Here is a 26,952-nt window from a genome sequence, read left to right on the forward strand (position 1 = left end):
ATCCTATGTGTTTAATATGAAACAAATATAACGTATCTTCAGCTATTTGTCAACTGGTTTTTTATATTTATAACAAATAATTCCGATCTGATTGATCGATAAACATTTGATCGTAACTGCTGACCAAAGCGCTTCGACTTCTGCAGACCTCATTTTTTAATATCTGGATAATCCAAATTCTTCCATCAGTCGTATCGTCCGGAGGAGTAACTCAAAATCCCTTGCGGTTTTAATAGTAAAAAACTGTTTCCATGCACAATCCACTTGTCAGTTGAACCTTGGAAACAGTTTTTTCTGTATTCATTAATTTACTTGAGCTCAGGCACTCTTCTTGTCGAAAGACAGACAGTCAACAAAAATCCGATCAAAGTTTTCACCATTGGACAATTCAATGACATCAATCTCATTGACCAGGCTTTCCATCTCATCGCGATATTTCTGATTGAGTAAAAAAGCCAGTCCTCCGGATTTTGACGTGTTGCCGACAAAGTCAATTTTGCCTTCAAATTCTTTTGGTAGCAGCCCGATATTTATCAGGCTCTTGGCCCGCAGATGAAAGCCGAAAGAACCAGCAATTTGAATCTCGTCAACATCCTCAGGCCGCAGTTCTTTGGCATCCATTAAAAACTCAATGCCTGCCCGTACCGCTCCCTTTGCCAACTGCACCTGCCGGATATCTTTTTGCGAGAGGTATACCCCACTGGCAACTTCAAAGGCTATCTTCCCATCGATTTTCACCAGTCTGTTTCTCAGGTTCTGTTTCAAGTCGGCGTTATCCGGAGCTGCCAGTCGGCCCCGTTTGTCGATAACCTTATGGACCACCAGTTCCCCCACAATGTCCAACAGACCGCTACCACAGATCCCAATGGCTTCGCCATCTTCAATGGTCCGGATGTCAATCTCACCGTGATCGTCAATTTCGAAATACTCGATCGCGCCTTTTTCGGCCCGCATTCCATATGAAATATTCATTCCCTCAAATGCCGGTCCGGCGGCGGTGGAAGTCGCCGTTAATGCGCCATGATCAGACAAAACCATCTCACCATTGGTGCCGATATCGACAAATAAAGTAACCTGTTCTTTATCCTGTAGCCGGGTCGCTAAAACACCGGAGGTGATATCTGGCCCCACAAAGGAAGAAATAATCGGCGGCAGATAAATTGATCCCAGTGTGGAAATATCAAGGAGATGTTCTTCGTAACTTAAGCTACTTCCCCCTGTAATGGCTGGAGTATAGGGGTATTTACCCAGAGAATAAGGATTTACGTTGGCAGCCAGATGAATCATACAGGTATTTCCGCTGAAAATTACTTCATAGATATGCTTTTGTAAAACACCGGTATGGCTGGCTGCTTTTTCAATCAGCTTGTTCAATTCCTTAATAATCATTGAGTACATCGAATCCAGCCCTTTTTCATCAGAAGCAAATTTAATCCGTGACAAAACATCCTGGGCATGCAGGCTTTGGGGGTTTAGTGCTGAGACGGAGTGCAATTCTTCACCGGTGTTAATATTGACCAGTGTTGCCACCAGCGTGGTGGTTCCGATATCAACAACGACGCCATAATTCTGGGCTGCTGTATCCCCTTCTTCCTCACCTAAAATCTGGCCGCCGGCAGTTACAATAGTCTTGCCATTGCCGGTATATTCTTTTTTAATAAAACTATTGACGTCAATATCAAAGCTCTGACCATGGTTTAATATTTGCAGTGTTTTGTTACGGTTTTTAGCAACGGCCTTAACATCGACATGACCAGTCACCCTGGTCTGACATGAAAGCACAAATCCCTGTTCTTTTTCCTCTTCTGGTAGTTGGTGTTTTCCGTATTCCTCCACATTTTTCAGACTTGCTGCGGAAATCTTAACCTTGCATTTACCGCAAACCCCTTCAGAATTACAGGGTGATTCAATAACAATCCCCAACTCTTGGGCCGCTGCTAAAATCGTCGTGCCTTTTTCCACCAGAATAGCTTTGTTTTCGCCGATAAAATTTACTTTTACCATAATTCGTTACGCCTCCTTTACCCGATTCGTCATTGCTGTAATGTTTACCAGCGGTGTGGAGGTACTCAAGCCACAAGCTGGTGCAATAATATCAATGCCATCCAATTTAAGCTTTTCGGTTTGCTTAGCAACCTTTTCGGCTTCACCAAATTCCAGCAGATAGGTACTTAGGTTCCCCATGGTGGTTAATTCAGGATAGTCTTCTTTCAATTTTCGCAAGCTAATCGAAGAATCAGTACTGATCGCATCGGACTTAATTGCTGGCACAAATTTTCTAACCGCATTCATTTTTCCGCAAATGTGAACAATCACCGGGGTATTGGTTTCATGAATCGCATCGATGATTTTGTTGAGATAACGCACCGCATATTCATCAAACATCGCAGGTCCCAAGATTTCTCCGGTGGCAGTGGGATCAGCAATGGTAATCACACTGGCGCCGCCTTCCACCATCAGCTTAGCCAATTCAATGATATGATTGGTGGCATAATCAACCACCCGATGGGCTTCGGCAGGATTCTTCCGGAGTTCTTTTAAAAATGGAATCGGATCAACCAGTGATGCGGCGGTACTAAGCGGCCCGGTGATACTACCAAATACCGGTATGTCTGAATATTCTTTTGATAACTGATAGGTTGCTTCAATAATCGCATTAACCCGCTTATTTTTTGCCATCGCGCCTAAGTCCTGATAAATGACTTCTTTAACCGATGGAAACACTTCTTTTTGTATTTTTGGTTCACAGGCCAGGGTGCCATAATTAATTTCACTGCCCAGTACCTCTGCTTCCACGGTCATGCAAAAGGGAATACCGAAGTTTTCAAAACCAGTGTTCTCCTGAACGTCATTGGCAATTTCTGCCATCAATTGACTATTGTGATGGCCATCCGGTAAGGTGTGGCCAGTTTTATTCATTACATCAACGATGGCTGAATTCATCATCCCACCGGGACAGATAACCGGTGCCCGATCAACAGATTCTTTATTTAAGGAACGGATGATCCGTTCCTTTGGGGTTAAATCATTCATCTAAAATTCCTCATTTCTTTTTATTTTCAGGCTTCTATAGTCTTTTGAAATTTCACGTTCTTCCAGCATTTTTTGAAAAATACACTTCTCTAATTTCCTGCCTTGGGAGCAGCGTTATGAAATTGGCTTCATCCCAGGGACCGGTTATAATTTTTTCAATAAAGCCGATTTCACCTTTAACTGTCTGATATTCGGCTTCAAACAGCTTTGCAATTTCTCGGGATTGCTCAATTACCTCTTCCTTGGGTTCTGCCGATGTTTCAATAAACAAAACTTTTTTATAGCCATCATACATTTTTTCCAGCATCCGCTTGGCTTTTTTTCGCCCAAACGATCATAAATTCGGCGATAGTCTGCGAGAATGCTCTTTTCGGTAATCATCCAGCCATTGCTGAGATAAAAGGTTCCAATTTCACTCTGAAAATCGCAGGCTCTACAGGTATCTGAGCACATAAAGATCGAAATACAATCATGTACTCTGGGAATAATCAGTTCACTGGCTTTAGAAATCAAACCATTAGCTGCCCCACCACACAAACCAAAAGCCAGGATGATTTTTTGATAATTCTGGGAAGCATCAATAAGCCGTTGGAGCTCGACCTTTAGTTTCTGGGGGTATAAATGAAAGTCCATCGAGACAAATTCAAAATCCCGCTCCGGAATGGGCATCAATTTCTCTATTTCCGCCTGCATGACCTCACAGGCAATCACTTTGACGTTCATATCAGAAAACGGTGTCCAGAATGGCCTGATTCAGATCATGGCCAATTACGGTAATACGCCCGATTTCATCAGGTTCAGATGCTCTTATTTCCAGGGCATTGGGGACAAAATCAAACTCCACCCAATTGACCCCATCAATCTGAACCTTGCCCTTTGACCGGACTACTTTTCCAAAAATCGCCTCATCCTTCAAACTTTCAAAGATACTTTCTAATTGAGTTACCGGAAATATCTTTGGCGTTTCGATGCCCCAGCTTGTAAAAATATCATGATTATGATCGTCATCATCGTGATCGTGGTCATCATCGTCAAACTCCAGATCAAACGCACTTAAATCCTCGTCCCGGGAAATTTGTTGCCCATCCGCTTCAGAAAGCCCAATCAGTTCAATGCCACTCAAATCATCCCAGGGCGTGGTCACAATCGATGCCGTATCATTGATTTCCCGTATTTTCGAAACCACCTTGCCTAACCCCTCATCATCGACGTTCTGGGTACGACTTAAGAGAATGGTACTGGCGTGAATGATCTGATCCCCATAAAATTCACTGAACAGCTCGGTGAATTCCTCATACATGGTCACATCGACGGCGGCAATCACCAGATTGAGATGAATGTCATTATCTTCCTCAAGTATCTTGACAATTTTGACGATTTCCGACAGTTTACCGACCCCCGATGGTTCAATGATGATTCTTTCTGTTTCTTTCGATTTAATGATTTCTCGCAAAGTATTGGTAAAATCAATCACGGTAGAACAGCAGATACACCCGGCCTTGATTTCCTTTATTTCAATGTTGTATTTTTTTAGAAATGCCCCATCGATTGGAATTTCGCCAAACTCATTTTCAATCAGCGTTATTTTTTTTGAATACACATTTTCATCGATCAGCTTCTTTATTAATGTGGTTTTACCGGCACCAAAAAAACCAGAAAAAATATCAATTTGTATTGTCATACGATCACTTTCCTATCTGTTAATCATTGAACTAGTCATTTATAAACTCAATGACAACAATCTTGGTTAAATTGTTGTCATTGATCACTTGGATTTAATTCATTTTTATTGTTCTGTTGAATTTATTTTACTTCGACCTATTGTTTGGAAATTACTTTATCGACCAACGCCCGTATCGTCTGGAAGCTTCCACCATTGCTGCTGCATTTAGTAAATTACCATTGGGCGGGAACTCACAGCCAGAAGAAAGGATAAAGCCGGCATTGTGTTTTTTAAATAAATCCAGTTGCCTTTTGACATCTTCCAATACCTCATCGGCAGTAAATACGAGACCGGTTTCGGCGGGATCGGAATATCCGATGGTGATAATCTTATCACCCCAGGTTTTGGCATGTTCTTCCCAATCTTTGGCACCATGGGCCGGGTGAGCAACCGAGATCGCCACCGGATCAGACCACTTGATCACTTCTTCAAAATAAACACCACCACCGCAATTGTGGATGGCCACTGCTGAACCGGCCGCTCGAATCGCATCGGCAAGACGTTTTAGATATGGGCCTTCGAATTTTTCCCAGGTTGTGTTTCTCAAAACAGTTCCTGATGAATACAGGGGATCTATAACAATGGAATGGGCCCCCGCTTCAATCTGAGCAACAGCATACTCAATAAGAACATCGGTGATAACATCAACTGCCCCCAGAACTTCTTCCGGGTGTTTGATCAGATCCACAAACAGCTCCTTATGACCTCTAATTTGCGACAAAACCCCCAGCGGGCCATAGACAAATCCGAAGATGGCAACTTCATTGCCTTTTGCTTCTGATAAACCTCTGACCGTATCGACAACCTGCTTCATCCGTGTGGTCTCTCTCGGGTTAATTTTTTTGATCTTGTCGTATTCCCCAGCTGTTTTTATATACTGGTTGTTAAAATCAGGATAGGCGGTACTGAATTTAGGAAAAATTAGTTCCTGGCCGAAGTCAGCCGCTTCAACAGAAAGGTCGACCAGCAGCAAAAAGGCATCCTGACCGATTAGTTCCTGGGCTGCCAGGAGACTTTGGGTCGCAATTTCGGCATCCTGAGACCATTTATCATAACGTGATCCGATCACCCGATAGGAAGCGCCGCAGACCAGGGGAATCGCCGGAATCCGGTCAACTTCTTTTCGTTGCAGAGTCAGAACAACGCGTTCCAGTGATGTTATTTCTTCATTTCTTTGTATCAATGACATAGATGATTTCCTCCAATTTAATCGTCTTTGCGTATTTTTGTGAATTTTTTCTTAGAGCTCATTTCCATATGCGGCAACAATGTTGTTCGCCAATTTTACCGCTTCGGCAGCATTCTCTGCATAGCCATCGGCACCAATCTTGTCAGCATAGGATTGGGAAACCGGACCACCACCGATTAAGACCTTATAGTCTTCTCTTATTTTTTCTTCGACTAAAATTTCGACGACCTCGTTCATACCTTCCATGGTCGTTGTCATTAATGTTGAAATGAAAATGAATTCAGCTTGTTCTTCTTTAGCTCGTTCCACAAAAGTAGTTGGAGAAACATCACGTCCCAGATCCACAATATCATAGCCGCCGGTTTCCAGCATAATCTTTACCAGATTCTTTCCGATATCGTGGGTATCCCCTTCAATTACGCCAATGACGGCTTTTCGTTTGGTTTCGTGTGAGTTAATCTTAATATGGGGTTTTAGGATATTTAGACCCGAATACATGGCGTCCGAGCACATTAATAATTCGGGTACAAAGTATTCTTCTTCATCAAATAATTTTCCTGCCTGATTCATCCCAACGGTCAGTCCATTGACGATAGCTTCATAGGCATCAATTCCTTCAGCGATCACCTGATTACTGAGTTCAATGGTTAAATCCTCATCCATGTCTACAATTGACGCTGCCAGTTTGTCGAATAATTCCTGTTTGTTTAAAGACATTTAATAATTTCCTCCTTGATTAACATACATCTCCTATATGTTTGGTAGGATTATTATATTAGATGCTTTTTCATTTGTCAATATTTTTTTACACTAAACTGATATGATTTCTTCTTTATGCAAAAAGACATGATTTGAAGCCTCTGCTTCAAATCATGTCTTTTTTTAAATTCATTCTTGATGATTAAACACTATAGCGCACCGCTCTTGAATTTACGAAATAACAAACCAAAATAAGCCGAATCAGATGTAATACTCACAGTTACCTTTTTCGTGATAGCGTCTTACCAGTTCGGCCAAGGTAATGTTATCCACTACCTGATCAATGGCATCTTTGATTTCCTGCCAGACATCTGCGGTGACATGACGGTCTGCTTGCTCATAAACTCCCGCTTCATCACTCAAAATAACCGGTGACAACTCACCTTCTAGTAACCGTACAATCATCCCCACGGTATAATCTTCCGGGGGACTGGCCAACTGATAACCGCCCTGAGAACCACGAACGCTGCGAACAAAGCCAGCTCGTGAAATCTGGGTAATGATCTGTTCCAAATATTTTTCTGAAATCTCCTGGCGCTCAGCAATCCGCTTAATGGGAATGTATTCCCCGGTGTTGTTAATCGCCAGGTCCAGCATTAAACGCAAGGCATACCTGCCCTTAGTGGAAATTTTCATTACTGAAACAATCCCGTTGACAGATAACGTTCACCAGTGTCTGGCAATAGAACCACAATCGTTTTGCCTTTATTTTCTGGTCGTTTTGCCAATTCGGTAGCTGCATAGATGGCAGCCCCAGAAGAAATACCGACCAACAATCCTTCCCGTCGACCAATTTCTTTGGAGGTCTGGAACGCATTTTCATTACTGACCTTAATGACTTCATCATATACCGCGGTATTGAGTACCCCTGGAACAAACCCGGCACCAATTCCCTGAATTTTATGTGGCCCAGGATTTCCACCTGATAAAACGGGAGAAGCTTCCGGCTCAACGGCGACAATTTTCACCCCTGGTTTCTTTTCTTTTAAAACTTCGCCAACCCCGGTAATGGTTCCACCGGTTCCAATTCCGGCAACAAAAATATCGACTTCCCCATCGGTGTCATCCCAAATCTCAACCGCCGTCGTTTTTCGATGAATCTCAGGATTGGCTGGATTCTCGAATTGCTGTGGCACAAAGGCATTGGGGGTGCTTTGCGCCAGTTCCTGAGCCTTGGCAATAGCACCCTTCATTCCCAGAGAACCAGGGGTCAAAACCAGTTCAGCGCCGAGCGCAGAAACCAGATTTCGTCGTTCAATACTCATTGTCTCAGGCATGGTTAAAATTAAACGATAGCCTTTAGCTGCAGCAACAAAAGCCAGACCAACACCAGTATTGCCACTGGTCGGCTCAATAATGACTGAATCCTTGTTGATCAAACCTGCTTTTTCAGCTGCATCAATCATCGCAAAGCCAATTCGGTCTTTAACCGAAGAAAGGGGATTAAAGTATTCCAGTTTGGCTACGATTTTTGCCTCTAAGTCCAAATTCTTTTCATAATTTGATAGTTCAAGCAGCGGTGTATTTCCAATCAGGTCGGTCAGATTTTTTGCAATTTTTGACATCGTGATACCTCTTTTCATTATTTATATCATATTATTTCTATATGATTTTATTATATTTCCCTTTTATTTTCTTGTCAATACTTTTTTTCAGAGCCAGTATTTTGTTTTATGTTACCAAGATAAATCTTAAAACAAAAATATTCAATTGTTAATGTACGTCTCTTGTAGTATAATTGGATAATTCCCTGGTGATTTCATACTAATCATCTGGGTATTTTTTTGAGTCATTTTAGAAGTTATTAACCGTTTTGGTTTTTTAGAAGGGAGTTACGACTTGATATATTTAGATTACGCTGCCGACACCCCAGTTGATGTCCAAGTGCTTGATTTATTTTGCCAAATCAATCAAGTTGCTTTTGGTAATGCAAACGGCACCCATCTGTCCGGGAAAAATGCTAAGCAATTGATTAAACAAGCAACTATCAAAATAAAAAATCTGCTGAATTGTTCAACTTCGGAGGTTATCTACACCTCTGGAGCCACTGAAGCCAATAACCTGGCCATTAAGGGTGTTGCCAGAAATTATCGTGAAGTAGGCCGCCATATCATTTCTACCTGTCTGGAACATGCGTCAGTCAGCGGCAGCCTCAAGCAGCTTCAATCGATTGGTTATGAAATTGATCTGGTGTCGATCAGAAAAGATGGCACTGTTGACCTGGATCATTTAAATGAATTAATTCGAGAAGATACAATCCTGGTCTCTATCAATTATGTTGATAGCGAGTTGGGAATCTGTCAACCGATCCCATCAATCGCAACGATTGTTGCCGCTTATCCCAATTGCTTTTTTCATGTGGATGCCACCCAGGCTGTCGGTAAAATACCAATTCATTTAGATCAAATTGATCTGGTTACCTTTTCACCCCACAAGTTTTTCGGCCTGAATGGCATGGGCGTACTGCTAAAAAGCGAAAGCCTGATCCTTGAACCACAAATCCATGGGGGCACCAGCACCAGTTATTATCGCAGCGGCACGCCTTTTACCGCTGGTGCCGGGGCAACGGCGCTAGCCCTTGAACTGTGCATGGCTGAGCTGAAAGAACGGCTGACCCAGGTTACTGTAAAAAACGACTGGTTAAAAAAACAGTTATCAGCGTATCCGCTGGTAACTTTGAACAGTACTGAGCATTCGATTCCCCACATTCTTAATCTCAGTGTCAAAGGTGTCAAGGCCCAAGCATTTCAGGCTGCACTGAGCGACCGGGAAGTCTGCATTTCGATCAAATCAGCCTGTTCCACCGACAGTACTCCCTCACGATCGGTTCTGACGGTCACTGGAAGCAGGGATCTGGCCAGATCTTCTTGGCGGATCAGTCTCTGCCATTTAACCACTGACAGCGAATTGCAGGAGTTTATGGACATATTTGATTATTGTTATAAAAGTTTAACTAAAAAGTAGGAGTTATCATGGAACGTTATCAAGAAATAGAAAAAAGTTTAAAAAAGAAGTATCGCAGCAGTATCTGGTGCCGTTTTACCAGTGGCATCAATGAATATCAGTTGGTGCAGGAAGGCGATAAAATTGCGGTATGCATCTCTGGCGGAAAAGACTCCATGCTGATGGCCAAGCTATTCCAGGAACTGAAGAAACACAATAAATTCGAATTTGAACTGGTTTTTCTGGTAATGGATCCGGGCTATAACCCGATCAACCGGGAAATGATCAAAAAAAATCTGAAACTGTTGAATATTGAAGCAACTGTTTTCGAATCGCAGATTTTTGATTCAGTGGCCGATATTGAAAAATCACCCTGCTATCTCTGTGCCCGGATGCGCCGGGGTCATCTGTATCATCACGCCAAAGAATTGGGATGCAATAAAATCGCCCTGGGCCATCATTATGACGATGTCATAGAGACGATCCTGATGGGCATGCTTTACGGCGGTCAGATACAGACCATGATGCCCAAACTAAAAAGCAGCAATTTTGAGAATATGGAGTTAATCCGACCGATGTATCTGATTCGGGAAGAGGCCATCATCAGCTGGAAGTTGCATAACGACCTGCAATTTATTCAATGTGCCTGCCGCTTTACTGAAAATTGTATGATATCAGACAACGAAGGCGGAGCCTCAAAGCGTCAGGAAATGAAAACGCTACTGAAAAAATTCCGCCAAACCAGCCCGTATATTGAAAGCAATATTTTTAAAAGCGTCGAGAACGTCAATCTCAATACGATTATTTCCTATAAGCAAAATGGGGTTAAACATCATTTTTTAGATGATTATGATAGCTGACTCTGTAAATAAAAGTAAAAAAAAATGAACCATTAATATCTGAACGGAGAATTTTTAATGTTAAACCAATTTTCAAGAACTGAATTATTACTTGGCGGGGATGCCATGGAAAAACTGGCGCGGGCACGCGTTGCCATCTTTGGCATTGGCGGAGTGGGTAGTTATACTGCTGAAGCCCTTGCCCGCAGCGGCATTGGCTCATTTGATCTCATTGATGACGATAAGGTCTGTTTGACAAATCTCAACCGCCAGATGATCGCCACCCGAAAAACCGTAGGCCAAAACAAGGTTGAGGTGATGAAACAACGGATTTTGGATATCAATCCCAATGCTCAGGTCGACGTTCATCAATGCTTCTTTTTACCTGAAAACGCTGATAAATTTGACTTCTCTTCCTACTCATATGTAGTTGATGCCATCGATACCATTTCGGCCAAAATTGGGTTAGTGCTCCAAACAGAAAACACAAAAACACCCATCATCAGTTGTATGGGTGCCGGAAACAAATTAGACCCGACGCTTTTTAAGATTGCCGATATCTACAAAACCAGCATGTGTCCGGTCGCCAAAATCATGCGTAAAGAACTCAAAAAACGCCGGATCAAGCATTTAAAAGTTGTGTTTTCAACGGAAGAACCGATTAAACAAATAAAAAATTTAGCCAACAGCTGTCATTCCAATTGTATTTGTCCGCCAGGAACTGAACGAAAATGTACCGATCGACGATCCATTCCCGGCAGCATTTCCTTTGTTCCGTCGGTAGCGGGTCTGATTTTAGCAGGCGAAGTGATCAAGGATCTCGCTTTTTAAATTAACCACAAAGGCGTGGAAAAACTTAGTTGATAACTTATGTTTCGGGGGTTTCACCCCCGAATTTATAACCAATCCCGTAAATTGTCAGGACATAGACCGGATTTTTGGGATCCTTTTCTATTTTTTGACGCAGGTTCTTGATATGGCTATCCACGGCCCGATCATACCCTTCAAATTGATCACCCAACGCTACTCTGATTAGATCCTCCCGGGTAAAAACCTTACTGGGATATTTTATTAAAGCTGTCAGTAGTTTATACTCATTTGGAGTAAGATTAATTTCCACCTGATTCTTTTTGATCAGATGACTTTCAAAATCAACCTCCAAATCACCGCCATTGAAAGAAGCTTTATTATAAAGCGGGACCAGATCATCACTTGATCGGCGCAGAACTGCTTCAATTCTGGCATTTAGGGCTTTTAAACTAAATGGTTTCGTAATATAATCATCTGCGCCGATATTTAAGCCTTTAAGCATGTCTGCTTCTTCAATTTTTGCAGTAAGCATAATAATCGGCACCCGGGATTTTTTTCTGATCTGAATACACATTTCTTCGCCCGTCATATCCGGAAGCATCAGGTCTAAGACGATGAGCGCAATGTTTTCCCGGTCAAAGATATCGAGGGCTTGTTTACCATTTTCCGCCGTAAAGACGGTAAAGCCTTTACTTTCCAGAAAAAACTTTACCACCTCAATTATTTTGGGTTCATCATCAACAATAAGTACTTTTTTAAATTGATTGTTCATTATTACCAAACCTCTATACTTCCCAGGTGCTCAGTTGAGTGTCAAAGTCTTCGATCATTACGTGTACAAAAGCTTCTTGAAACACTTTTCTCATTAATACTACGGGTAACTCGCATGGATAGCATTAATCCCGTTTTTTCAGACTTAAACCTTCGACTTGGATCGTTGCCCCAATCAAATTCTTTTTAAGCATAAAATGCAGTGTCGACCGTATCACCCTTGCATTTTTGCTGATATATAGGGTGACATCATTCTGTTTAAATATATTAAATTCATCCAATCGATTTGGCTTTACAAGTGAAACTTCAGAAACCTCAAAAGTTGGACAGCAACCGCCACCTGTAGAACTGATGGTTAGTGTTAAATTACTCTTTCTTTTTTTTCGTATGTAGTCTAAAACTGCATTGTCTATTTTAAGCTCAAATGATCTGTCCATCTTTTTTACTCCTATTCCATTTTATTTTTCGGCAGCTTGATAACAAAACTACTGCCTTCGTTTAAGTGACTTTCGGCCTCAACCATTCCCCCGTGGGCAGTAACGATTGACTTAACAATGGCCAGTCCAATTCCTGAACCACCGGTCATACGATTTCTAGATTTATCAGCGCGATAAAAGCGCTCAAAAACATAGGGGAGTTCGTCTTCAGGTATCCCAATCCCGTTATCACTGACACTTAATCGAACAAACTGCTTATCTTCAGAAATAAAAATCTTAATGATACCATGCTCTGGCGTATATTTTACAGCATTTGAAACTAGATTAATGATCACCTGGCTGACTCTATTTTGATCAGCATATGTGTCTGAACTTTCCCCCTCAATCGATACGTTCAACTTCTTTTTATCGATTTCTGCGGCAAAGTTCGCCACTGCTTTTTCTGATAACGCATTCAGATTGATCTGTGTTTTATCAAGCTTTAAATTATCACTTTCAACTTTTGCCAAATTCTCTAAATCCTGTATAATTTTACCTATGCGCAATATTTCATCATGGCAACTTTTCAAGCGTTCGTTTGTAGGTTCCCATACCCCTTCAATCATGGCTTCAATATGGGTTCCAATCGATGTAAGAGGGGTTCGCAGTTCATGAGCTACATCAGCGGTCAACTGTTTTCTTAGTGACTCCTGTTTTCCCAATGAGTCAGCTAAATGATTGACAGCAACAATGAGGTCATTTAATTCCCTGGTTTTTGAAACTTCTGTGATTCGTACATCGTAATCACCTTCAGAGATTTGTTTTGTTACAGTGACCGTATGTAAGATTGGGCGACTTAATCGTTTAGCCAGGATTGACCCGACAATAACCGAAAAAACAAGTGAGAAAAGGCCAATTCCGATTAATACTGTATTGAGTGCATTCAAAAACTGAAAATCATCTGCGCTTAAAAAGTATGGTCCAAAATAGCTGACATCTGCCGTTCCAATGACTTTACCATTCTTAGTGATTGAGATGGTTTTTGACATAAATTCACCATTCATTTGCGGATATTTCGTATTCATGCGATGTGAAATATCATCCATCACTGCTGTACATAAGGACATGTCACATGTCTCCGCATCCCAGATCGTCTGATTCTGTAAATCATAAACCTTGACAATATACCCGTCATAAAGGGCATACATCCCGATGGTGTGGACAAAATCTGCGTTCCAGGTTTTGGTATCCATATCATATTGCTGACTCAAACTATCTGTTATTTCCTGAGTTCGTTTCTCTTGTTGAATAGTAAGATAATTAGTGAATTCTTTTTCAATTAATATGTTTGATAAAAAGCTGATCGAGGCAACAGTAAGTAACATAATCAGGGCAATCGTCAACGATAGTTTTGTTCTTAAGCTATGTTCCATAGCAATCTCCTCGTTCATAACTAATTATGAATTAGTTATATTTTTCCTGACACATGGTATCCTTCTTCTTCAATGACAGTTTTAAAGCTCTCAAAGGTTAATTTACCCGGTTCATATTCGATTGCCACAGTTTTTCCAGTAAGATCGACAATAACACGCTCAACCCCATCGAGTTGGCCAACTGCATTTTTTACAGCTCTTTCACAGTGAGCACACGACATACCTTCGACATTTAAAATTATTCTTTCCATTTTGTACACCTCTTTTTTTCTAGTTTATTTAATATTAAACGGTTTTAAAAATTTATCCACTTCAATTGGTTTTTTATCTTCGTCTTCGGCACTGACCTTGGCGAAAACCCAGCCTTCAACTTTTTCCGGATCAACGCCGGCATCAATAAAGAGCTGTGGATTTAAAACAAAGACAATGTCTTTATCATTGGTACTCAGGTCTTTAGCCCATTCAAACATATTCCCATCACCAATGTCAACCCCATAATGGTCAAGGGCGGTGTGGTATTTAATATGATCACGTTTCAGATTGACAAGCTGTTCATAAGACGCCAGCGGCTGTCACTTCGCCACTATAGGTTAATTTTTCATCCCCCAGCATTGTTCCGACCATAATCTTGTCATCCACGAGCATTCCAGCGGGCAGCTTGGTGACATCAAGACCGGCTGCGATGAATGGTTTAGCATCAACTTCCAGCATCACATCGTGCGGGGTGCCGCTACTGTAATCCTTACTCCAGATAAAACGGGCGGTTCCATCCGGTGCCGATAGTGCCCAGCCCCCATTATTCTCATCTTCGACAATTTGGTTGGGGATGGCCTGTAGCACCGCATCATAGGATGTGATGGAGGTTTTGCCGACGACATCAGTCTGCTGACAACCGGATAGGACCACTAACAATAATAGGGCTGCCCCGGCTAAAATAATTTTCTTCTTCATAATCTTTTCTCCTTGTTAAATATTTTTTATGGTTTGAAACCTTTTAATCTGAGTGCGTTGGTGAGTACCGAAACCGAACTCAGTGACATCGCAGCGGCGGCAAAAATGGGATTCAGCAATGGTCCGCCAAACAGATAGAGCAGTCCGGCGGCGATGGGGATTCCGGCGACGTTATAGCCAAATGCCCAGACCAAATTCTGCTTAATGTTACGGATGGTACTTTTGCTGAGTTTAATGGCGGTGGGTACATCCATCAGATCACTTCGCATCAGCACAATGTCGGCGGATTCCATGGCAACATCGGTACCGGAGCCAATGGCAATGCCAATGTCTGCCTGTGCCAAAGCCGGTGCATCGTTGATGCCATCTCCAACCATGGCCACTTTTCGGCCTTCAGCCTGAAGTTTTTTAACTTCGTTTGATTTATCCTGGGGCAATACTTCGGCCAGAACCCGATCGATACCAACCTGTTTGGCAATGGCTTCGGCAGTTTTTTTATTATCGCCGGTAATCATCGCCACTTCAATACCCATTTCATGAAGCTTGGCAATGGCCGCTTTACTGCTGGCTTTGACGACATCGGCCACAGCAATAATCCCGGACAGCGTGCCATCCATGGCAATGTACATGGGTGTTTTACCTTCTTCAGCAAGTCTGTCTGATTCTTCTTCAAGGGTGATCAGGGAGATACTGTTCTCATCCATCATTTTCCGGTTTCCCAATAGCAGCCGGGAACCGTCAACTTCCACTTCAATCCCATATCCGGGAATGGCTTTAAAGGTATCAATCTTAAGGGTTTCCAGGTTTTCTTTTTGGGCGCCACGGACAATCGCTTCACCCAGCGGATGTTCTGATCCTTTTTCAGCCGATGCGGCAATTTGAAGTAGCCAATCCCGCTCAATCCCATTTGCGGTGACAATGTCAGTTACCTCAGGCTTGCCTTCAGTAATGGTGCCGGTTTTGTCAAAAACAATGGTATCAATAAGATGGGTGGTTTCCAGGGCTTCGCCGCCCTTAATTAAAATGCCATACTCAGCACCTTTTCCGGTACCCACCATGATCGCCGTAGGGGTTGCCAGACCAAGAGCACAGGGGCAGGCGATGACAAGAATCGAAATAAAGATGGTCATCGCAAAGACAAAGGTATGACCGGTAAAATACCAACCAGCAAAGGCCAGCACTGCGATCACAAAGACAATCGGAACAAAATAACTGGATACAATATCGGCCAGCTGGGCGATCGGTGCCTTTGAACCCTGGGCATCTTCCACCAGCTTGATGATCTGAGCCAGGGCAGTATCGCCGCCAATTTTTGTCGCTCTAAATTTGATTACACCATTTTTGTTAATACTGGCAGCGTATACCGCATCCCCAGATTTTTTATCGATGGGCATACTTTCTCCGGTAAGCATCGATTCATCAATGGCGGTGTTTCCTTCAATGACGATCCCATCAACCGGAATTTTGCCCCCCGGTTTGACCAGGATCACGTCGTCAATTTCCACCTCATCAATGGGTGTTTCAATTTCAACGCCATCCCGGATAACAACGGCCGTTTTAGGCGCCAGACCCATCAGTTTTTTTATCGCTTCGGACGTTTTCCCTTTGGATACCGCTTCCAGATATTTCCCTAACAGGATCAGGGTAATGATAACTCCGGCGGTTTCAAAGTACAAATCTTCAACGGCCCCGAAATTACCAATGCTGATCTGATAAACCGAATAGAGACTATAGAGAATCGCCGCCGAGGTTCCCATTGCGATCAATGAATCCATATTGGGACTGCGCTGGATGATGGCTTTGAAACCAACACTATAAAAACGGTGGCCAGCGATTATAATTGGAATCACCAGAATAATTTGCACGATGGCGTAGGTCAGCGGATATTGCATCGGCTCCAGAAAGCTGGGAATCGGTAGTCGCAGCCACCAGATCATCGCCCCCATGGCCAGATAAAGCAGCGGAATCCCGAAAGTTGCCGACACGATTAATTTAGTCTTGAGGGTTCGGATTTCTTTTTCCTTCCTCAGTTTGTCTTCATCAATGGCCGTTTTTTTCTCAATTTCCAGCGCCTGATACCCGGCTTTTTCAATGGCCTGGCGAATGGTAGAAAGTTTAATCTGCTGGGTGTCGTAGTGAACGGTGGCTTTTTCCGTTGCCAGATTAACAGTAGCACTGGTGATTCCTTCAAGCTTCCCTAAAACCTTTTCGACCCGAGCCGAACAAGAGGCACAGGTCATCCCGCCAATCGGGATTGTCACTTCACTGATTGTACTGATTTCGACCGTACCGTATCCGGCTTTTTCAATGACTTCATTGATTTTTTGCCGGGAAGCCACGCCCTCATCATATTCTACCGACAGGCTTTCGGTGGCAAAATTCACTGATGCACTTGTTATCCCTGCCATCTTACTGACAACTTTTTCAACTCTGGCGGCACAGGCCGCACAGGTCATGCCCGTTATCTTGATTGATTCTTTTTTCATTAAATTGCCCTCCTCTTACTCATTCAAATGTTTAATCTTTTATTATTGATTTTTACTGGTTGATATCATCAACGACGGTAATGGTACTTCCCACCATCCCCATCCAGCAGGAATAATTGATGGTTCCGGCCTTGGTCGGTGTAAATTCGACGACATTTTCTCCGGTAATCAGTTTTTGTTCAACACCATAGCTTCGGATCAGCATTTTATTATTGCAGCTATTCAAATCGCCGTCGTTGGCTGTGATGATCCATTTAACCGGTATCCCCGTTTGAACAACAATAGGTTTATAAATGCCCCGATCCAGGGTCGTTGCTACCGTTTGAACCCCATCACTCACTGTGGCTTTAGTTCCGGCATTTGATTTGGCAACGGAACTACTGACACTCTGCTGTTCTGTCGTTTTTTGAGACTCACTGCTTGATTGAGTTTGTGATGAATTAGAATTAACCGCTGTTTCGCCTGCGTTTCCTGAACTTCTGGTACAGCCAGAAAATATAACAATCCCCGTCAGGACGATGGCCAACACGATTCCCCATAAATAATATGATTTTTTCATTTAAATTCTCCTTTTTATACTACCCTTTTAGATAATTACGAAACTACCGTGAGCTTTGCGCCCAGTTTCGCACGAAACAATTTTTACACTGTACGGCGGACAGTTCTCTGAACTGTTCGCCTACACGTTACAAAATTGTTTGTGGAAAATGCACTCAAAGCAACCATTGTTCGGTGCTTTTTCATTTCGCAATTACCTAATACTACCCTTTTTTAGTCTTTACTACCTGTGCTTAATTGACAATTGTGATGGTGCTTTTTATCATCCCCATCCAACAACTATAGGGTACCGTCCCTGTTTCCGTTGGCGTGAATTCAATGATATTATCACCGGCCACTAATTTCTTTTCAATATTGTATTTGGGGATCAGAACTTGATTGTTGCAGCCATTAATGTCATTTTCATCCGCCACGATGGTCCATTTGACGGGCACCCCCACTTGGACGGTAATCGGTTCATAACGGTTCGGTGAAAGCTTGGTTGTAATGGTCTGACCCCCCTGGTTGACAGATGCTGTATTATTTTGCTGCACTTCATTCAACGCTGTCACACTACTGGTTAAGGTAGGAAGTGCAATACCCGATAAACTCACGCCATTGCTAAACATAAATACGCCCAATATCAAAACGAGCACGGCGCTGGCCGTCATCATTTTGCTGGTGAATTTTTTACTGAGCAATGAACTGATCGTTCCCAGTCCAAACATCAGCGGCACCGTTCCTAAACTAAATGCCAGCATCGATAAGGCACCCTGGACCGGATCACCGGTGGAAAGTGCATAGAGTTGCATGGCCTGGAGTGGTCCGCAGGGCATTAAGCCGTTTAACAGTCCGACATATAAGGGGCTATTGCTTTTTTTCCGGTCATTGATCTTCCTGGAGAAAATCCTGGGCATTCTGGGATTAAACTTACGCAGCCAGGGAAAAAGATTCAGCATATTCAAGCCCATAATCACCATGAACACCCCTGCCATAACAGCGACAATTCCTTTAGCTGTACCGGAAAAGCTGACGACTGATCCCAATGCTCCGACGATCCCGCCCACGATGGTATAGGAAATCACCCGACCGGTATTATATAAAATACCGGGTCTGAGATTTGCCGTTTTCTTTTCACTTTTGTTACTTACATTGGGAACACATTGAGATAGGTTGATCCCCCCACACATGGCAACGCAGTGAATGGAAGTGAGTAAACCGATTAATAATAGTGCGCCATAACCGACACCCTGTTTTGCCTCTGGAAATGAGTTAAAGATGTTAAAACCGCCAAAGTAATTGATAATCACAAATGCAGCAATAATGATGATGCCGATTCCTAAAACTTCATTAATTTTATTTTTCATTTTAAGGCTTTCATTATTTTTGTTCTCACCCGCAGCATTTACATGATAATCCATGCTTTCAATAATCTGCACAATGGTTGACAGTTTCACACGATCTGGAACATAGGTAATCCTGACTCGTGAACGTGAATAACTTGCCTTGACACTCGTTACACCATCAAGCATTTTTATTTTATTATCGATTCGGTTTTCACAGCCAACACAGGTCATTCCACTAACTGAAAATGTCTTTGTTATTGCTTTTTCTTCCATTGGTCATTCTCCTTGTCACTTCTTGTCTGATCCTATCATAACAACAACTTTTGTAGATCTTATGGAGAAGCAAAACGATAGTCAATGCCTATTAACCTCTAATTATAAATTAATTTTTTTGATCAGCTTTCCTTCTTCAAAGCAGAAATATACCAGAGGCTTCTGGAAATACACCCCTTACTGAAGTTTTTTGATTACGACAATCTGGACATAAAAAAAGGCTCTCGATGTTTTTCATCAAGAACCAATGATCAAAAATTATTATTTTTACGGATATACCTCAATCAGCACATCCATAATGCCACCGCAGGCCATCCCCTCGTCTTCGGCCACTTCCCCGGTCATATCAACATGCATGGTCAGAAAGCCGCCCTCTTCACGCAGAAGATCCCGGGCGGCGACAATCACTTCGCCCTCGCTGCAGCAGCCGCCAATGCTACCGAGGCTACGGCCATCGGGCCAGATAATCATTTTGGCCCCAGCTCCCCGGGGAACAGAACCTTTTTTAGAAATGACCGTCACAATCGCCCGTTTGTCAGAGTCATTTTCTGCTAGATTCTTAACCACTTCAAAATCAAAATCGGAATGATTGGTCTGATTGTTCCGATCCGCTTTTTCCGGTTGATGAGCCATTCGCTTCACCTGAATGATCTCAGCAATAATCGAAATGGCAATTTCTTCCGGGGTTACCGCCCCAATTCGTAGCCCGATCGGTGAATAAACCCGGGCGAGTTGTTCCTCCGTAAAACCGTCTTCCCGAAACTGAGCCATCAAGCCCTTAACCCGGCGTTTGGACCCGATCATCCCCAGATACTCGGGATTTTTGGCAATCGCCTGGCGTAGGCACACTGCATCATGGCGATGGCCGCGGGTGACCACAACGACGTAGTCGGTGTTTTTGACCTGCAGGCGGTCAAAACAGCTGTCAAAGCTTTCACACATTACCCGACTGGCTTCGGGAAAGCGTTGCGCATTGGCAAAAGACGGTCGATCATCGATAACGGTGACCTTAAAGCCGATATCCGCCCCATAACGGGCCAGCGGCTTGGCAATATGACCGCCTCCCAAAATAATCAGCCGCCCTTCCGAGTAAAAGGGTTCATATAAGACGAAAGCCCCCTCTTCGGTGGTATTAAATTTCGGCAATCCCTGATCAATAACGGCTGTGATCGTTTTTCTGGTTTTTTCATCAAATTGTTCTGTTTGTAAATCGCCATTTCGCAAAACTGATTTTGTAATCGTACGTTTCGTTGTTTCCGGATTTGTTACTCCCCTGGTACACATAATCACCTGTTTTTCATTTTCCAATTCATTAAGTAGTTTTTGATACGGATTAACCACGTTCTTGTCCCTTTCTGAAACGATCGTCCAACCAGATCTCCCGGGGACGATGACCGATTTCAAGTTGAATTTCATATTTGCTGATTTTGCTGTACAAGGTATTTCTTTGAATACCCAGAGCTGAGGCCGTCTGGCTGATATTGCCCTTATAAAGTTTTAAGACCCGTTTAATATGCTCTTTTTCCATATAGGATAAGTCGAGCTGTGCCGGATCAAGATCTTCGAGTCGCTCTTCCCGCAATTCAATTGGCAGATTTCCAGCAATTGCCGCAAATTGGGCCATCGGGCTGGGTTGCTCACTATTTTCCGAAAAATACTTATAGGGAAATGCTTCGGTGTTAATAATCAGTTCCACCACATTTTCCAGTTCCCGCACATTCCCCGGCCAACTGTAACTTTCCAGTAATCGCATGTTGTCCTCAGTAATTTCAAATTCCTGCTTTTCATATTTCGCTGACAGATTTTTCATGAAATATTGAAATAAAATGACAATATCGTGGGTGCGCTCGCGCAGTGGTGGCAGATACAGGGGTAGGACATTGAGACGGTAAAACAGATCCTTCCGGAAACGACCCAGCTCAACTTCTTTTTTGAGATCCTTATTGGTTGCCGCGATAATCCGCACGTCAATGGGAATCGAGCGCTGGCTGCCAATCCGGGTAATGACGTTTTCCTGTAATACCCGCAACAATCGGGTCTGCATATCAAGCGGCATCTCGCCGATTTCGTCAAGCATGATCGTACCATTATTGGCCTGTTCAAACTTACCAATGTTGCCGCCTTTCTTGGCCCCGGTATAGGCGCCTTCCTCATAACCAAACAACTCCGATTCAATCAATTGATTGGGAATTGCCCCACAATTTATGGCCACAAAAGGCTCATCAACCCGTTTGCTGAAATTATGAATGGCCTGGGCAAAGACTTCTTTTCCACAGCCGCTCTCCCCCAAAATCAGAACAGTCGAACGATTGTTGGCGATTTTTTTTGCATACTCAATGGTGCTGACAAAATGGCTGTCAGCACCCATAATTTTGTCAAAAGTGTAATAGGGCTGTTCGGATTTGACGATTTTTTTCGTTTGATCTTCTTTTAAAACAAAGACAATCTCAATACTGTCATCCTGAGGGTTATAAATCGGGCTGGCTGTCATCTGGCAATGAAAATGATTCCGCAGGGCTTTGATATTGATAATCCGGTTGACGTGTTTTTCCAGATGAATCGCTTCCTTGATGTTCTCCCACTCTTCAATGATTTCTGCGACATTGGTCGCCGACAATTGTTTATATTTATTGCCGAATAAATCCATCGCCCGCTGATTATATATTTTAATTCGACCATTCAGATCGGAGGTCAGGATCGCTACCGGCATCGAATTGAAAATCGTTTTGATATGCTTATTGGTCATATTCTGGAGGCGGTTATATTCTTTGACCCGGAGCATTTCTTCGATGGCGTTGGAAGCCGCAATGACCATTCCCAGGGTATGGGGATGAACCGAATCAGAGTAACCGGTCAGATCGAGGGCACCAATCAGATTGCCGTTGGGATCACGAATCGGTGCGCCTGAACAGGTCCAACGGTGATAGGCCTTGATAAAATGGTCTTTGCCGGACAATTGCACCGGTTCACCAGATTTTATTACCAGCGACATGGCGTTGGTGCCAATGCACTCCTCATTCATATAGGCACCGGCAACCATTTTTAGTTCAAAAGCTTCGGTCAGAATTTTTTCATCACCGATGGCATTCAAAATACAACCTTCTTTATCAGTCAGCAAGACAAAAAAATTATTTCCCCGGACAATACTCATCAGATGCTCCATGTAGGGTGAAGCAGTCAGAATCAAATCTCTGTTTTCTGAAAATTTTGTTTGCAGCTCCGAATGATCAATCATTTTTTTACTGAAAACCTGATCTTCGGTGATTCCATAATCAGCACAGCGTTCCTTCGATTGCTTGATAAGGTTTTGATAAATATTCTTATTCATGGTTAATTGTCTCTTTTCATTGATTTTGGCAAATCCATTTTCCATTTTTCTGATTATAACATAGTTTTAAGCTACCAGCGTAGGGGATCTTCCATTTAAATACTTCTTTAATTGTTAATCCGAACAGTTTAGCCAGAATAACCCGGATAACTCCGGCGTGGGTGAGGATCACGATCGACTTCGCATCATTTTCTTTTACCATTTCAGCAAACACCGGTAGCACCCGTTGCTGTAAGGATACAAAACTTTCGCCAGCTGGCGGTGCAAAAACATCCAGCTCCCGACCTCGCTGTTCATAGCTCTCCGGGTGACGCTCTTTAATCTCTGCGAAGGACTTTCCGTCCCAATCGCCCATATTGATCTCTTGTAACGCATCGATTGTAAACCGGGGGATCGAGCGTCCGCCCAAGAGAATGTCCAAGGTTTCGACACAGCGGCAAAGCGGGCTGCTATAGGCGCAATCCAGGGGAATTGGCTTAAACTGTTCCTGAAGTGTTTGCGCCTGCTTTATACCTTCTGGCGATAGTGGCAGATCCAATTGGCCGATATAGGTTTTTTCATTTTTTAGTTCAATCTGACCATGCCGAACTAAATATATCCGGGTTTCCATTTATCAACCCTTTCTGAATGTCTTCATCTGATTTACGAGTTACCACGGTTATTTTTTTTCAGTAGTTTATTTTATCCGATCATCCTTTGGATTTTCTGCAAAATAATCTCGGCATTGCGATAGCGTCGGGATATTTTTTTAAGCGCCTGCGGATTATCGCGATAAGCTTGAAAGACCATTTCTTTTCGTGTCGCTAGATCGATTAGCCGATCATTTTTAACCAGTTTATCAGCCAGATAAAGGATTTCGCTTTCCGTAACGGCGGTGTCCGGATCGACTAAAATATCCATATGAACAGCAATGATTACCCCCACTTTTGGATAACCCAAATCTCTTAAGATCTCGCCGCCTTTTACCGCGTGGTTTTTTTCGCTTTTGGCAAGATCATGAAGCAGGGCGGCAGCCTGAAGTACCGGTCGATTAAGGGTTTCCCCTTTATCAATTAATTGATCCACCAAATCAGTGGCTGTCTGTTTGACTTTTTGACAATGCCGACGAATATTCTCAGGCAATTGATACTTCTCCCACATGGCATAGCATTCGCATAAATTAGGGGCTTTCAGGGTGTCGTAGGTTAATAATGCCTCGTAATCCGCCCGGGTATCCATATCCATTAAAATCGCTTCATCGATCAGAGGGAGTTCCGCTGCATCGGCTTCATATAAGGCCAGCAGCCTTTTAAGCCCACCGCCTTGTTTATTATCCAGAATCGCTCTTTGGTACTTTTTATCAATCAGCGGCGGATGTCCCCGTTTGCCTAAAAAACTGGGATAGATAATACCTTTGCTAAGTTGCGCTGGTGCTGCCATCAGTTCTTTTACGGTTTCTCGCTTGACCAGCGGGATGTCTACTGGATGAATAAAAAAGGCCTCAATTTCGTCATTCAGTTGAGTAACGCCAGTAACAATGGAGGTATACATCCCCTCGGCAAAGTTCTCATTGACCACGACATCCAGTGGCTGATTGTTAAAATAGGGGCGGATTTGATCTGCCCGGTGGCCAAGAACCAGAATGATCTGATCAACACCGGCTTGCTGATAAAGGTCCACCACCCGTTCCACTGCCGTTTGCTGGCCGAATTTTAGCAGCGGCTTGAATCCGTCCATCCGTGAAGAATAGCCGGCCGCAATAATAATAACGCTAAACTTTTTCAATTTGGGTACCGCCTGACTTGAATCATTTCCGCCACTATACTAACGGCGATCTCCTCCGGGGTATCGGCATAAATGTTCAAACCAATGGGATTGTGCACCCGTTCCAGATCGCTGTATGAAAAGCCCATCTCCAGCAGCCCCTGATAGATATGATTGCGTTTGTTTTTGCTGCCGAGCATCCCGATGTATTTAGCCTCGGTTTGCAACATCTGGGCTAACACATCTTTGTCATCCGAATGGCCTCTGGTTACAATTACCACATAGGAATATTGGTTGATGCTGATCTGGTTTTCGATATTTTCAAAACCCGGGATCACCAGTACCTCATCAACCGTGTTAAATCGCTGGCGATTGGCAAACTCTTCCCGGTCATCAAGCACCGTGACATAAAAACCAACAACTTTACATAATTCAGCCAGAACCTTACCAATGTGACCACCGCCGATAATGCAGACATTCTCATGGTTAAAATAAGGTTCGACATAAAAACCTGCGGCTTGTAAAAAAGCCTGCTGATATTTCAATTGATAAAAATTCAGGCTGATCTCTTTAACCAGGTTGTGGACTTCGTCACTTTCCGATCCCCAAAAACCAGTTTCAGTGCAGACCCATTTTTCCAGTCGTCCATTTTCATGGCTCATCTGCGGTATCTTGATAATTGTCACAAAGTCTGTCTTGGTATCAATCAATTTGATCAGTTCATCATAAAATACCTGCGTTTGCGCATCCCACCAATCAATGTACTCCAGGAGGATTTTTAAATCACCACCGCAAACCAGTCCCGGTGAAGCTTTATCCTTACTGTTAAGCCGAAACGTTTCAATCTGATAATAGTTATCCTTGAGAACCCTGGCGGCGGTGCGAATCACCATTGCTTCCACCAGACCACCGCCGATTGAGCCTTCGGTTGACAGATCCTCTCTGATCATCATTTTTGCACCTTCATTACGGGGAGCTGATCCCGATTTTTCGAGAATGGTCGCCAGCACAAAATTCTCTTTCTGGTCTTTTGCTTCTTTTATTTGCCTGATCAGATTATTCACTGCTGCTCTCCTTTCGCCAGTCCCTGATTTTTCGCTTGACCATGCTGTTCACCAGTTGATCCGGTTTCTGCAGCGGACTTCTTTTGACTTCAATTTGCATCACTTCACCATGGTTTTTTAAAAATGCGTTTCAATGCACCTTTGCAGTTGCGCTTCTTTAGCTTTGGAGGTTTCGTATTGATAAAGCGAAACCTCAATCAGAAGGGTTTGATCGTCTTTAATGGTGACCTGATAATCAATCAGGTCTTCATCGGCCAAGAGTATTTCCTCCAGCTCTTTGAGATCAAAAGTGACATCGCCAGCCAATTGGATCCGATTCTTCAGCCGTCCGCTAACTTTTTTCATGGTTCTTAAAAAGCTGCCGCATTGACAGGCGTCGACTGAAAACGCCCCAATATCGCCAGTGCGATAGCGAATCAAGGGCATTGCTTGACGATTAAAGGTCGTAAAAACAATCTCCCCTGTAACACCGTCAGCCACCGCTTTTCCGGAAAGCGGATCGACAATTTCAAAATATAAATCGCCCTCCCGGAGATGATAGCCATTTAGCGCCTGACACTCGACCCCACCGCCGTAACCCATTTCAGTCATCCCATAATGGTTAAAAACCTGGCAGCCAAACTTCCGGTTAAGCTCAATAACCAGCGCCTGCGGGACGTAGTCAGTACTGAGCAGAACTTTTTCGATGTGCTTAAAGCTCGCCGCTTTGCTGCGACTGAGATATAAAACCTGAATCGGAATACCGACGATGCAATTAATCTCATTTTCGATCATCGTCTTTTCGACCGCCTCCAGATCGTTGAGTAGTCCATAAACAACACAGACTGTCCCGGTGCGATCAAGGGCTTTTTTTAACAAATCACCAATGGTCCCGTAGGCTTGTCCCGGCAGTAAAACCATTACCCGATCGGTGTTGTCTATTAACGAACGCATCCCGTAATCGAAAAAATCCACCGTTTTTTGGAGATCGGCCTCTGTAAAAAAAATCCGCTTCTTCGGGCCACTGGTTCCCGAGGTATTTAAAGTAACTATCCGGGCAATTTGCGATTGGGGCACACATAAAAAATCAAAGGGATTATTTTTGATATCCTCGGCTCTTGTTAACGGAAGTTGCTCAAACTGCTCCCAGGATTTAATTTTCCGGGGATCGATGCTTTCCAGCTGCTTTTGATAAAACCGGCTGTTATCCTTGGCATAGCTAAGCGTTTCAAGCACTTTTTCCAGCTGATAGCTCTTGAGCGCATCAGGATTTTCCGGGGAGATGCCGGTTCGTTTGATGATCCAGTTTTCCAATGGTGTCTTTTTCAT

At 43.2% G+C, this 26,952-nt stretch carries 24 protein-coding genes and 2 pseudogenes; 3 read left to right on the forward strand and 23 right to left on the reverse strand.

From position 1 onward, the window contains the following. Positions 1 to 318: 318 nt before the first annotated feature. From CHL1_RS11525 to cysK, 8 genes and pseudogenes are all read right to left on the reverse strand, one after another. Entirely contained in the window at positions 319 to 2,004 is a 1,686-nt protein-coding gene (locus CHL1_RS11525) for an ASKHA domain-containing protein (protein ID WP_250933009.1), read from the reverse strand. A 6-nt stretch (positions 2,005 to 2,010) separates the two neighbouring features. After that, a complete protein-coding gene (locus tag CHL1_RS11530) occupies positions 2,011 to 3,033 on the reverse strand; it encodes a uroporphyrinogen decarboxylase family protein (RefSeq protein ID WP_250933011.1) in 1,023 nt (340 codons plus the stop codon). Between the two features lie 52 nt (positions 3,034 to 3,085). Continuing rightward, positions 3,086 to 3,756: pseudogene (locus CHL1_RS11540) on the reverse strand (DUF1638 domain-containing protein). A gap of 1 nt (position 3,757) precedes the next feature. After that, complete coding sequence (locus tag CHL1_RS11545; RefSeq protein WP_250933017.1) at positions 3,758 to 4,714, reverse strand: CobW family GTP-binding protein; 957 nt, start codon at positions 4,712 to 4,714, stop codon at positions 3,758 to 3,760. A gap of 151 nt (positions 4,715 to 4,865) precedes the next feature. Further along, positions 4,866 to 5,945: a uroporphyrinogen decarboxylase family protein gene (locus CHL1_RS11550; RefSeq protein WP_026393852.1), complete on the reverse strand. Its 1,080-nt coding sequence runs from the start codon at positions 5,943 to 5,945 to the stop codon at positions 4,866 to 4,868. Positions 5,946 to 5,996: 51 nt separating this feature from the next. Then, positions 5,997 to 6,662 (reverse strand): corrinoid protein, encoded by a 666-nt coding sequence (locus CHL1_RS11555; RefSeq protein ID WP_026393853.1) that lies wholly within the window; start codon positions 6,660 to 6,662, stop codon positions 5,997 to 5,999. Positions 6,663 to 6,905: 243 nt separating this feature from the next. Next, entirely contained in the window at positions 6,906 to 7,340 is a 435-nt protein-coding gene (locus CHL1_RS11560; protein WP_026393854.1) for an RrF2 family transcriptional regulator, read from the reverse strand. After that, the gene (gene cysK, locus CHL1_RS11565; protein WP_250933019.1) at positions 7,340 to 8,269 is read right to left on the reverse strand and encodes a cysteine synthase A; all 930 of its coding nucleotides are present in this window, start codon (positions 8,267 to 8,269) and stop codon (positions 7,340 to 7,342) included. The genes CHL1_RS11560 and cysK overlap by 1 nt, the downstream gene beginning before the upstream one ends. Before the next feature lie 274 nt (positions 8,270 to 8,543). Here cysK and CHL1_RS11570 point away from each other — a divergent pair, with 274 nt between their 5' ends. The 3 genes and pseudogenes from CHL1_RS11570 to CHL1_RS11580 all read left to right on the forward strand — a co-directional run bounded on the left by CHL1_RS11570 (position 8,544) and on the right by CHL1_RS11580 (position 11,317). Then, the gene (locus tag CHL1_RS11570; protein ID WP_250933021.1) at positions 8,544 to 9,668 is read left to right on the forward strand and encodes a cysteine desulfurase family protein; all 1,125 of its coding nucleotides are present in this window, start codon (positions 8,544 to 8,546) and stop codon (positions 9,666 to 9,668) included. Positions 9,669 to 9,688: 20 nt separating this feature from the next. Beyond that, positions 9,689 to 10,507 (forward strand): annotated as a pseudogene (locus CHL1_RS11575) (tRNA 2-thiocytidine biosynthesis TtcA family protein); the annotation flags it as partial. Between the two features lie 57 nt (positions 10,508 to 10,564). Continuing rightward, complete coding sequence (locus tag CHL1_RS11580; protein ID WP_250933023.1) at positions 10,565 to 11,317, forward strand: tRNA threonylcarbamoyladenosine dehydratase; 753 nt, start codon at positions 10,565 to 10,567, stop codon at positions 11,315 to 11,317. A gap of 37 nt (positions 11,318 to 11,354) precedes the next feature. On the opposite strand, the gene CHL1_RS11585 is transcribed toward CHL1_RS11580, so the two are convergent. The 15 genes from CHL1_RS11585 to CHL1_RS11655 all read right to left on the reverse strand — a co-directional run bounded on the left by CHL1_RS11585 (position 11,355) and on the right by CHL1_RS11655 (position 26,952). Next, positions 11,355 to 12,068: a response regulator transcription factor gene (locus CHL1_RS11585; protein ID WP_250933024.1), complete on the reverse strand. Its 714-nt coding sequence runs from the start codon at positions 12,066 to 12,068 to the stop codon at positions 11,355 to 11,357. 124 nt (positions 12,069 to 12,192) lie between these two features. Continuing rightward, a complete protein-coding gene (locus tag CHL1_RS11590; protein ID WP_250933025.1) occupies positions 12,193 to 12,504 on the reverse strand; it encodes a CC/Se motif family (seleno)protein in 312 nt (103 codons plus the stop codon). An 11-nt stretch (positions 12,505 to 12,515) separates the two neighbouring features. Next, positions 12,516 to 13,916, reverse strand: coding sequence for a sensor histidine kinase (locus CHL1_RS11595; protein ID WP_250933026.1), 1,401 nt, complete (start codon positions 13,914 to 13,916; stop codon positions 12,516 to 12,518). Between the two features lie 35 nt (positions 13,917 to 13,951). Beyond that, positions 13,952 to 14,167: a cation transporter gene (locus tag CHL1_RS11600; protein ID WP_148636337.1), complete on the reverse strand. Its 216-nt coding sequence runs from the start codon at positions 14,165 to 14,167 to the stop codon at positions 13,952 to 13,954. Between the two features lie 24 nt (positions 14,168 to 14,191). Next, positions 14,192 to 14,386 (reverse strand): hypothetical protein, encoded by a 195-nt coding sequence (locus CHL1_RS11605; RefSeq protein WP_250933027.1) that lies wholly within the window; start codon positions 14,384 to 14,386, stop codon positions 14,192 to 14,194. An 82-nt stretch (positions 14,387 to 14,468) separates the two neighbouring features. Continuing rightward, positions 14,469 to 14,867 (reverse strand): hypothetical protein, encoded by a 399-nt coding sequence (locus CHL1_RS11610; RefSeq protein ID WP_250933028.1) that lies wholly within the window; start codon positions 14,865 to 14,867, stop codon positions 14,469 to 14,471. 26 nt (positions 14,868 to 14,893) lie between these two features. Then, entirely contained in the window at positions 14,894 to 17,353 is a 2,460-nt protein-coding gene (locus tag CHL1_RS11615; RefSeq protein ID WP_250933029.1) for a heavy metal translocating P-type ATPase, read from the reverse strand. A gap of 52 nt (positions 17,354 to 17,405) precedes the next feature. Further along, complete coding sequence (locus CHL1_RS11620; protein WP_148636334.1) at positions 17,406 to 17,912, reverse strand: hypothetical protein; 507 nt, start codon at positions 17,910 to 17,912, stop codon at positions 17,406 to 17,408. 232 nt (positions 17,913 to 18,144) lie between these two features. After that, on the reverse strand, positions 18,145 to 19,509 hold the full coding sequence (locus tag CHL1_RS11625; RefSeq protein WP_250933030.1) for an urease accessory protein UreH domain-containing protein: 1,365 nt from the start codon (positions 19,507 to 19,509) through the stop codon (positions 18,145 to 18,147). A 267-nt stretch (positions 19,510 to 19,776) separates the two neighbouring features. Next, complete coding sequence (locus CHL1_RS11630) at positions 19,777 to 20,850, reverse strand: XdhC family protein (RefSeq protein WP_250933031.1); 1,074 nt, start codon at positions 20,848 to 20,850, stop codon at positions 19,777 to 19,779. Beyond that, the gene (locus CHL1_RS11635; RefSeq protein ID WP_250933032.1) at positions 20,843 to 22,837 is read right to left on the reverse strand and encodes a sigma-54-dependent Fis family transcriptional regulator; all 1,995 of its coding nucleotides are present in this window, start codon (positions 22,835 to 22,837) and stop codon (positions 20,843 to 20,845) included. Before CHL1_RS11635 ends, CHL1_RS11630 begins: the two co-directional genes overlap by 8 nt. 16 nt (positions 22,838 to 22,853) lie before the next feature. Continuing rightward, positions 22,854 to 23,447, reverse strand: coding sequence for an alpha-ribazole phosphatase (cobC, locus tag CHL1_RS11640; RefSeq protein WP_250933033.1), 594 nt, complete (start codon positions 23,445 to 23,447; stop codon positions 22,854 to 22,856). Positions 23,448 to 23,518: 71 nt separating this feature from the next. Continuing rightward, positions 23,519 to 24,601 (reverse strand): DVU_1551 family NTP transferase, encoded by a 1,083-nt coding sequence (locus tag CHL1_RS11645; RefSeq protein WP_250933034.1) that lies wholly within the window; start codon positions 24,599 to 24,601, stop codon positions 23,519 to 23,521. After that, complete coding sequence (locus CHL1_RS11650; protein ID WP_250933035.1) at positions 24,598 to 25,644, reverse strand: XdhC family aldehyde oxidoreductase maturation factor; 1,047 nt, start codon at positions 25,642 to 25,644, stop codon at positions 24,598 to 24,600. Before CHL1_RS11650 ends, CHL1_RS11645 begins: the two co-directional genes overlap by 4 nt. Positions 25,645 to 25,761: 117 nt before the next feature. Continuing rightward, on the reverse strand, positions 25,762 to 26,952 hold the full coding sequence (locus CHL1_RS11655) for a DVU_1553 family AMP-dependent CoA ligase (RefSeq protein WP_250933036.1): 1,191 nt from the start codon (positions 26,950 to 26,952) through the stop codon (positions 25,762 to 25,764).

It is taken from the genome of Acetobacterium wieringae (assembly GCF_023700225.1).
Classification (GTDB): domain Bacteria; phylum Bacillota; class Clostridia; order Eubacteriales; family Eubacteriaceae; genus Acetobacterium; species Acetobacterium wieringae.

Bases quoted from the DNA above. Each gene is read 5' to 3' on its own strand.
- CHL1_RS11595 (WP_250933026.1), bottom strand. From the start codon at position 13,916: ATGGAACATAGCTTAAGAACAAAACTATCGTTGACGATTGCCCTGATT.
- CHL1_RS11600 (WP_148636337.1), bottom strand. From the start codon at position 14,167: ATGGAAAGAATAATTTTAAATGTCGAAGGTATGTCGTGTGCTCACTGT.
- cobC (WP_250933033.1), bottom strand. From the start codon at position 23,447: ATGGAAACCCGGATATATTTAGTTCGGCATGGTCAGATTGAACTAAAA.
- CHL1_RS11525 (WP_250933009.1), bottom strand. From the start codon at position 2,004: ATGGTAAAAGTAAATTTTATCGGCGAAAACAAAGCTATTCTGGTGGAA.
- CHL1_RS11620 (WP_148636334.1), bottom strand. From the start codon at position 17,912: ATGAAAAAATCATATTATTTATGGGGAATCGTGTTGGCCATCGTCCTG.
- CHL1_RS11560 (WP_026393854.1), bottom strand. From the start codon at position 7,340: ATGAAAATTTCCACTAAGGGCAGGTATGCCTTGCGTTTAATGCTGGAC.
- CHL1_RS11550 (WP_026393852.1), bottom strand. From the start codon at position 5,945: ATGTCATTGATACAAAGAAATGAAGAAATAACATCACTGGAACGCGTT.
- CHL1_RS11615 (WP_250933029.1), bottom strand. From the start codon at position 17,353: ATGAAAAAAGAATCAATCAAGATAACGGGCATGACCTGTGCGGCCTGT.
- CHL1_RS11580 (WP_250933023.1), top strand. From the start codon at position 10,565: ATGTTAAACCAATTTTCAAGAACTGAATTATTACTTGGCGGGGATGCC.
- CHL1_RS11585 (WP_250933024.1), bottom strand. From the start codon at position 12,068: ATGAACAATCAATTTAAAAAAGTACTTATTGTTGATGATGAACCCAAA.
- CHL1_RS11545 (WP_250933017.1), bottom strand. From the start codon at position 4,714: ATGACAATACAAATTGATATTTTTTCTGGTTTTTTTGGTGCCGGTAAA.
- CHL1_RS11605 (WP_250933027.1), bottom strand. From the start codon at position 14,386: ATGTTTGAATGGGCTAAAGACCTGAGTACCAATGATAAAGACATTGTC.
- CHL1_RS11590 (WP_250933025.1), bottom strand. From the start codon at position 12,504: ATGGACAGATCATTTGAGCTTAAAATAGACAATGCAGTTTTAGACTAC.
- CHL1_RS11555 (WP_026393853.1), bottom strand. From the start codon at position 6,662: ATGTCTTTAAACAAACAGGAATTATTCGACAAACTGGCAGCGTCAATT.
- CHL1_RS11625 (WP_250933030.1), bottom strand. From the start codon at position 19,509: ATGGAAGAAAAAGCAATAACAAAGACATTTTCAGTTAGTGGAATGACC.
- CHL1_RS11655 (WP_250933036.1), bottom strand. From the start codon at position 26,952: ATGAAAAAGACACCATTGGAAAACTGGATCATCAAACGAACCGGCATC.
- cysK (WP_250933019.1), bottom strand. From the start codon at position 8,269: ATGTCAAAAATTGCAAAAAATCTGACCGACCTGATTGGAAATACACCG.
- CHL1_RS11530 (WP_250933011.1), bottom strand. From the start codon at position 3,033: ATGAATGATTTAACCCCAAAGGAACGGATCATCCGTTCCTTAAATAAA.
- CHL1_RS11635 (WP_250933032.1), bottom strand. From the start codon at position 22,837: ATGAATAAGAATATTTATCAAAACCTTATCAAGCAATCGAAGGAACGC.
- CHL1_RS11610 (WP_250933028.1), bottom strand. From the start codon at position 14,867: ATGAAGAAGAAAATTATTTTAGCCGGGGCAGCCCTATTATTGTTAGTG.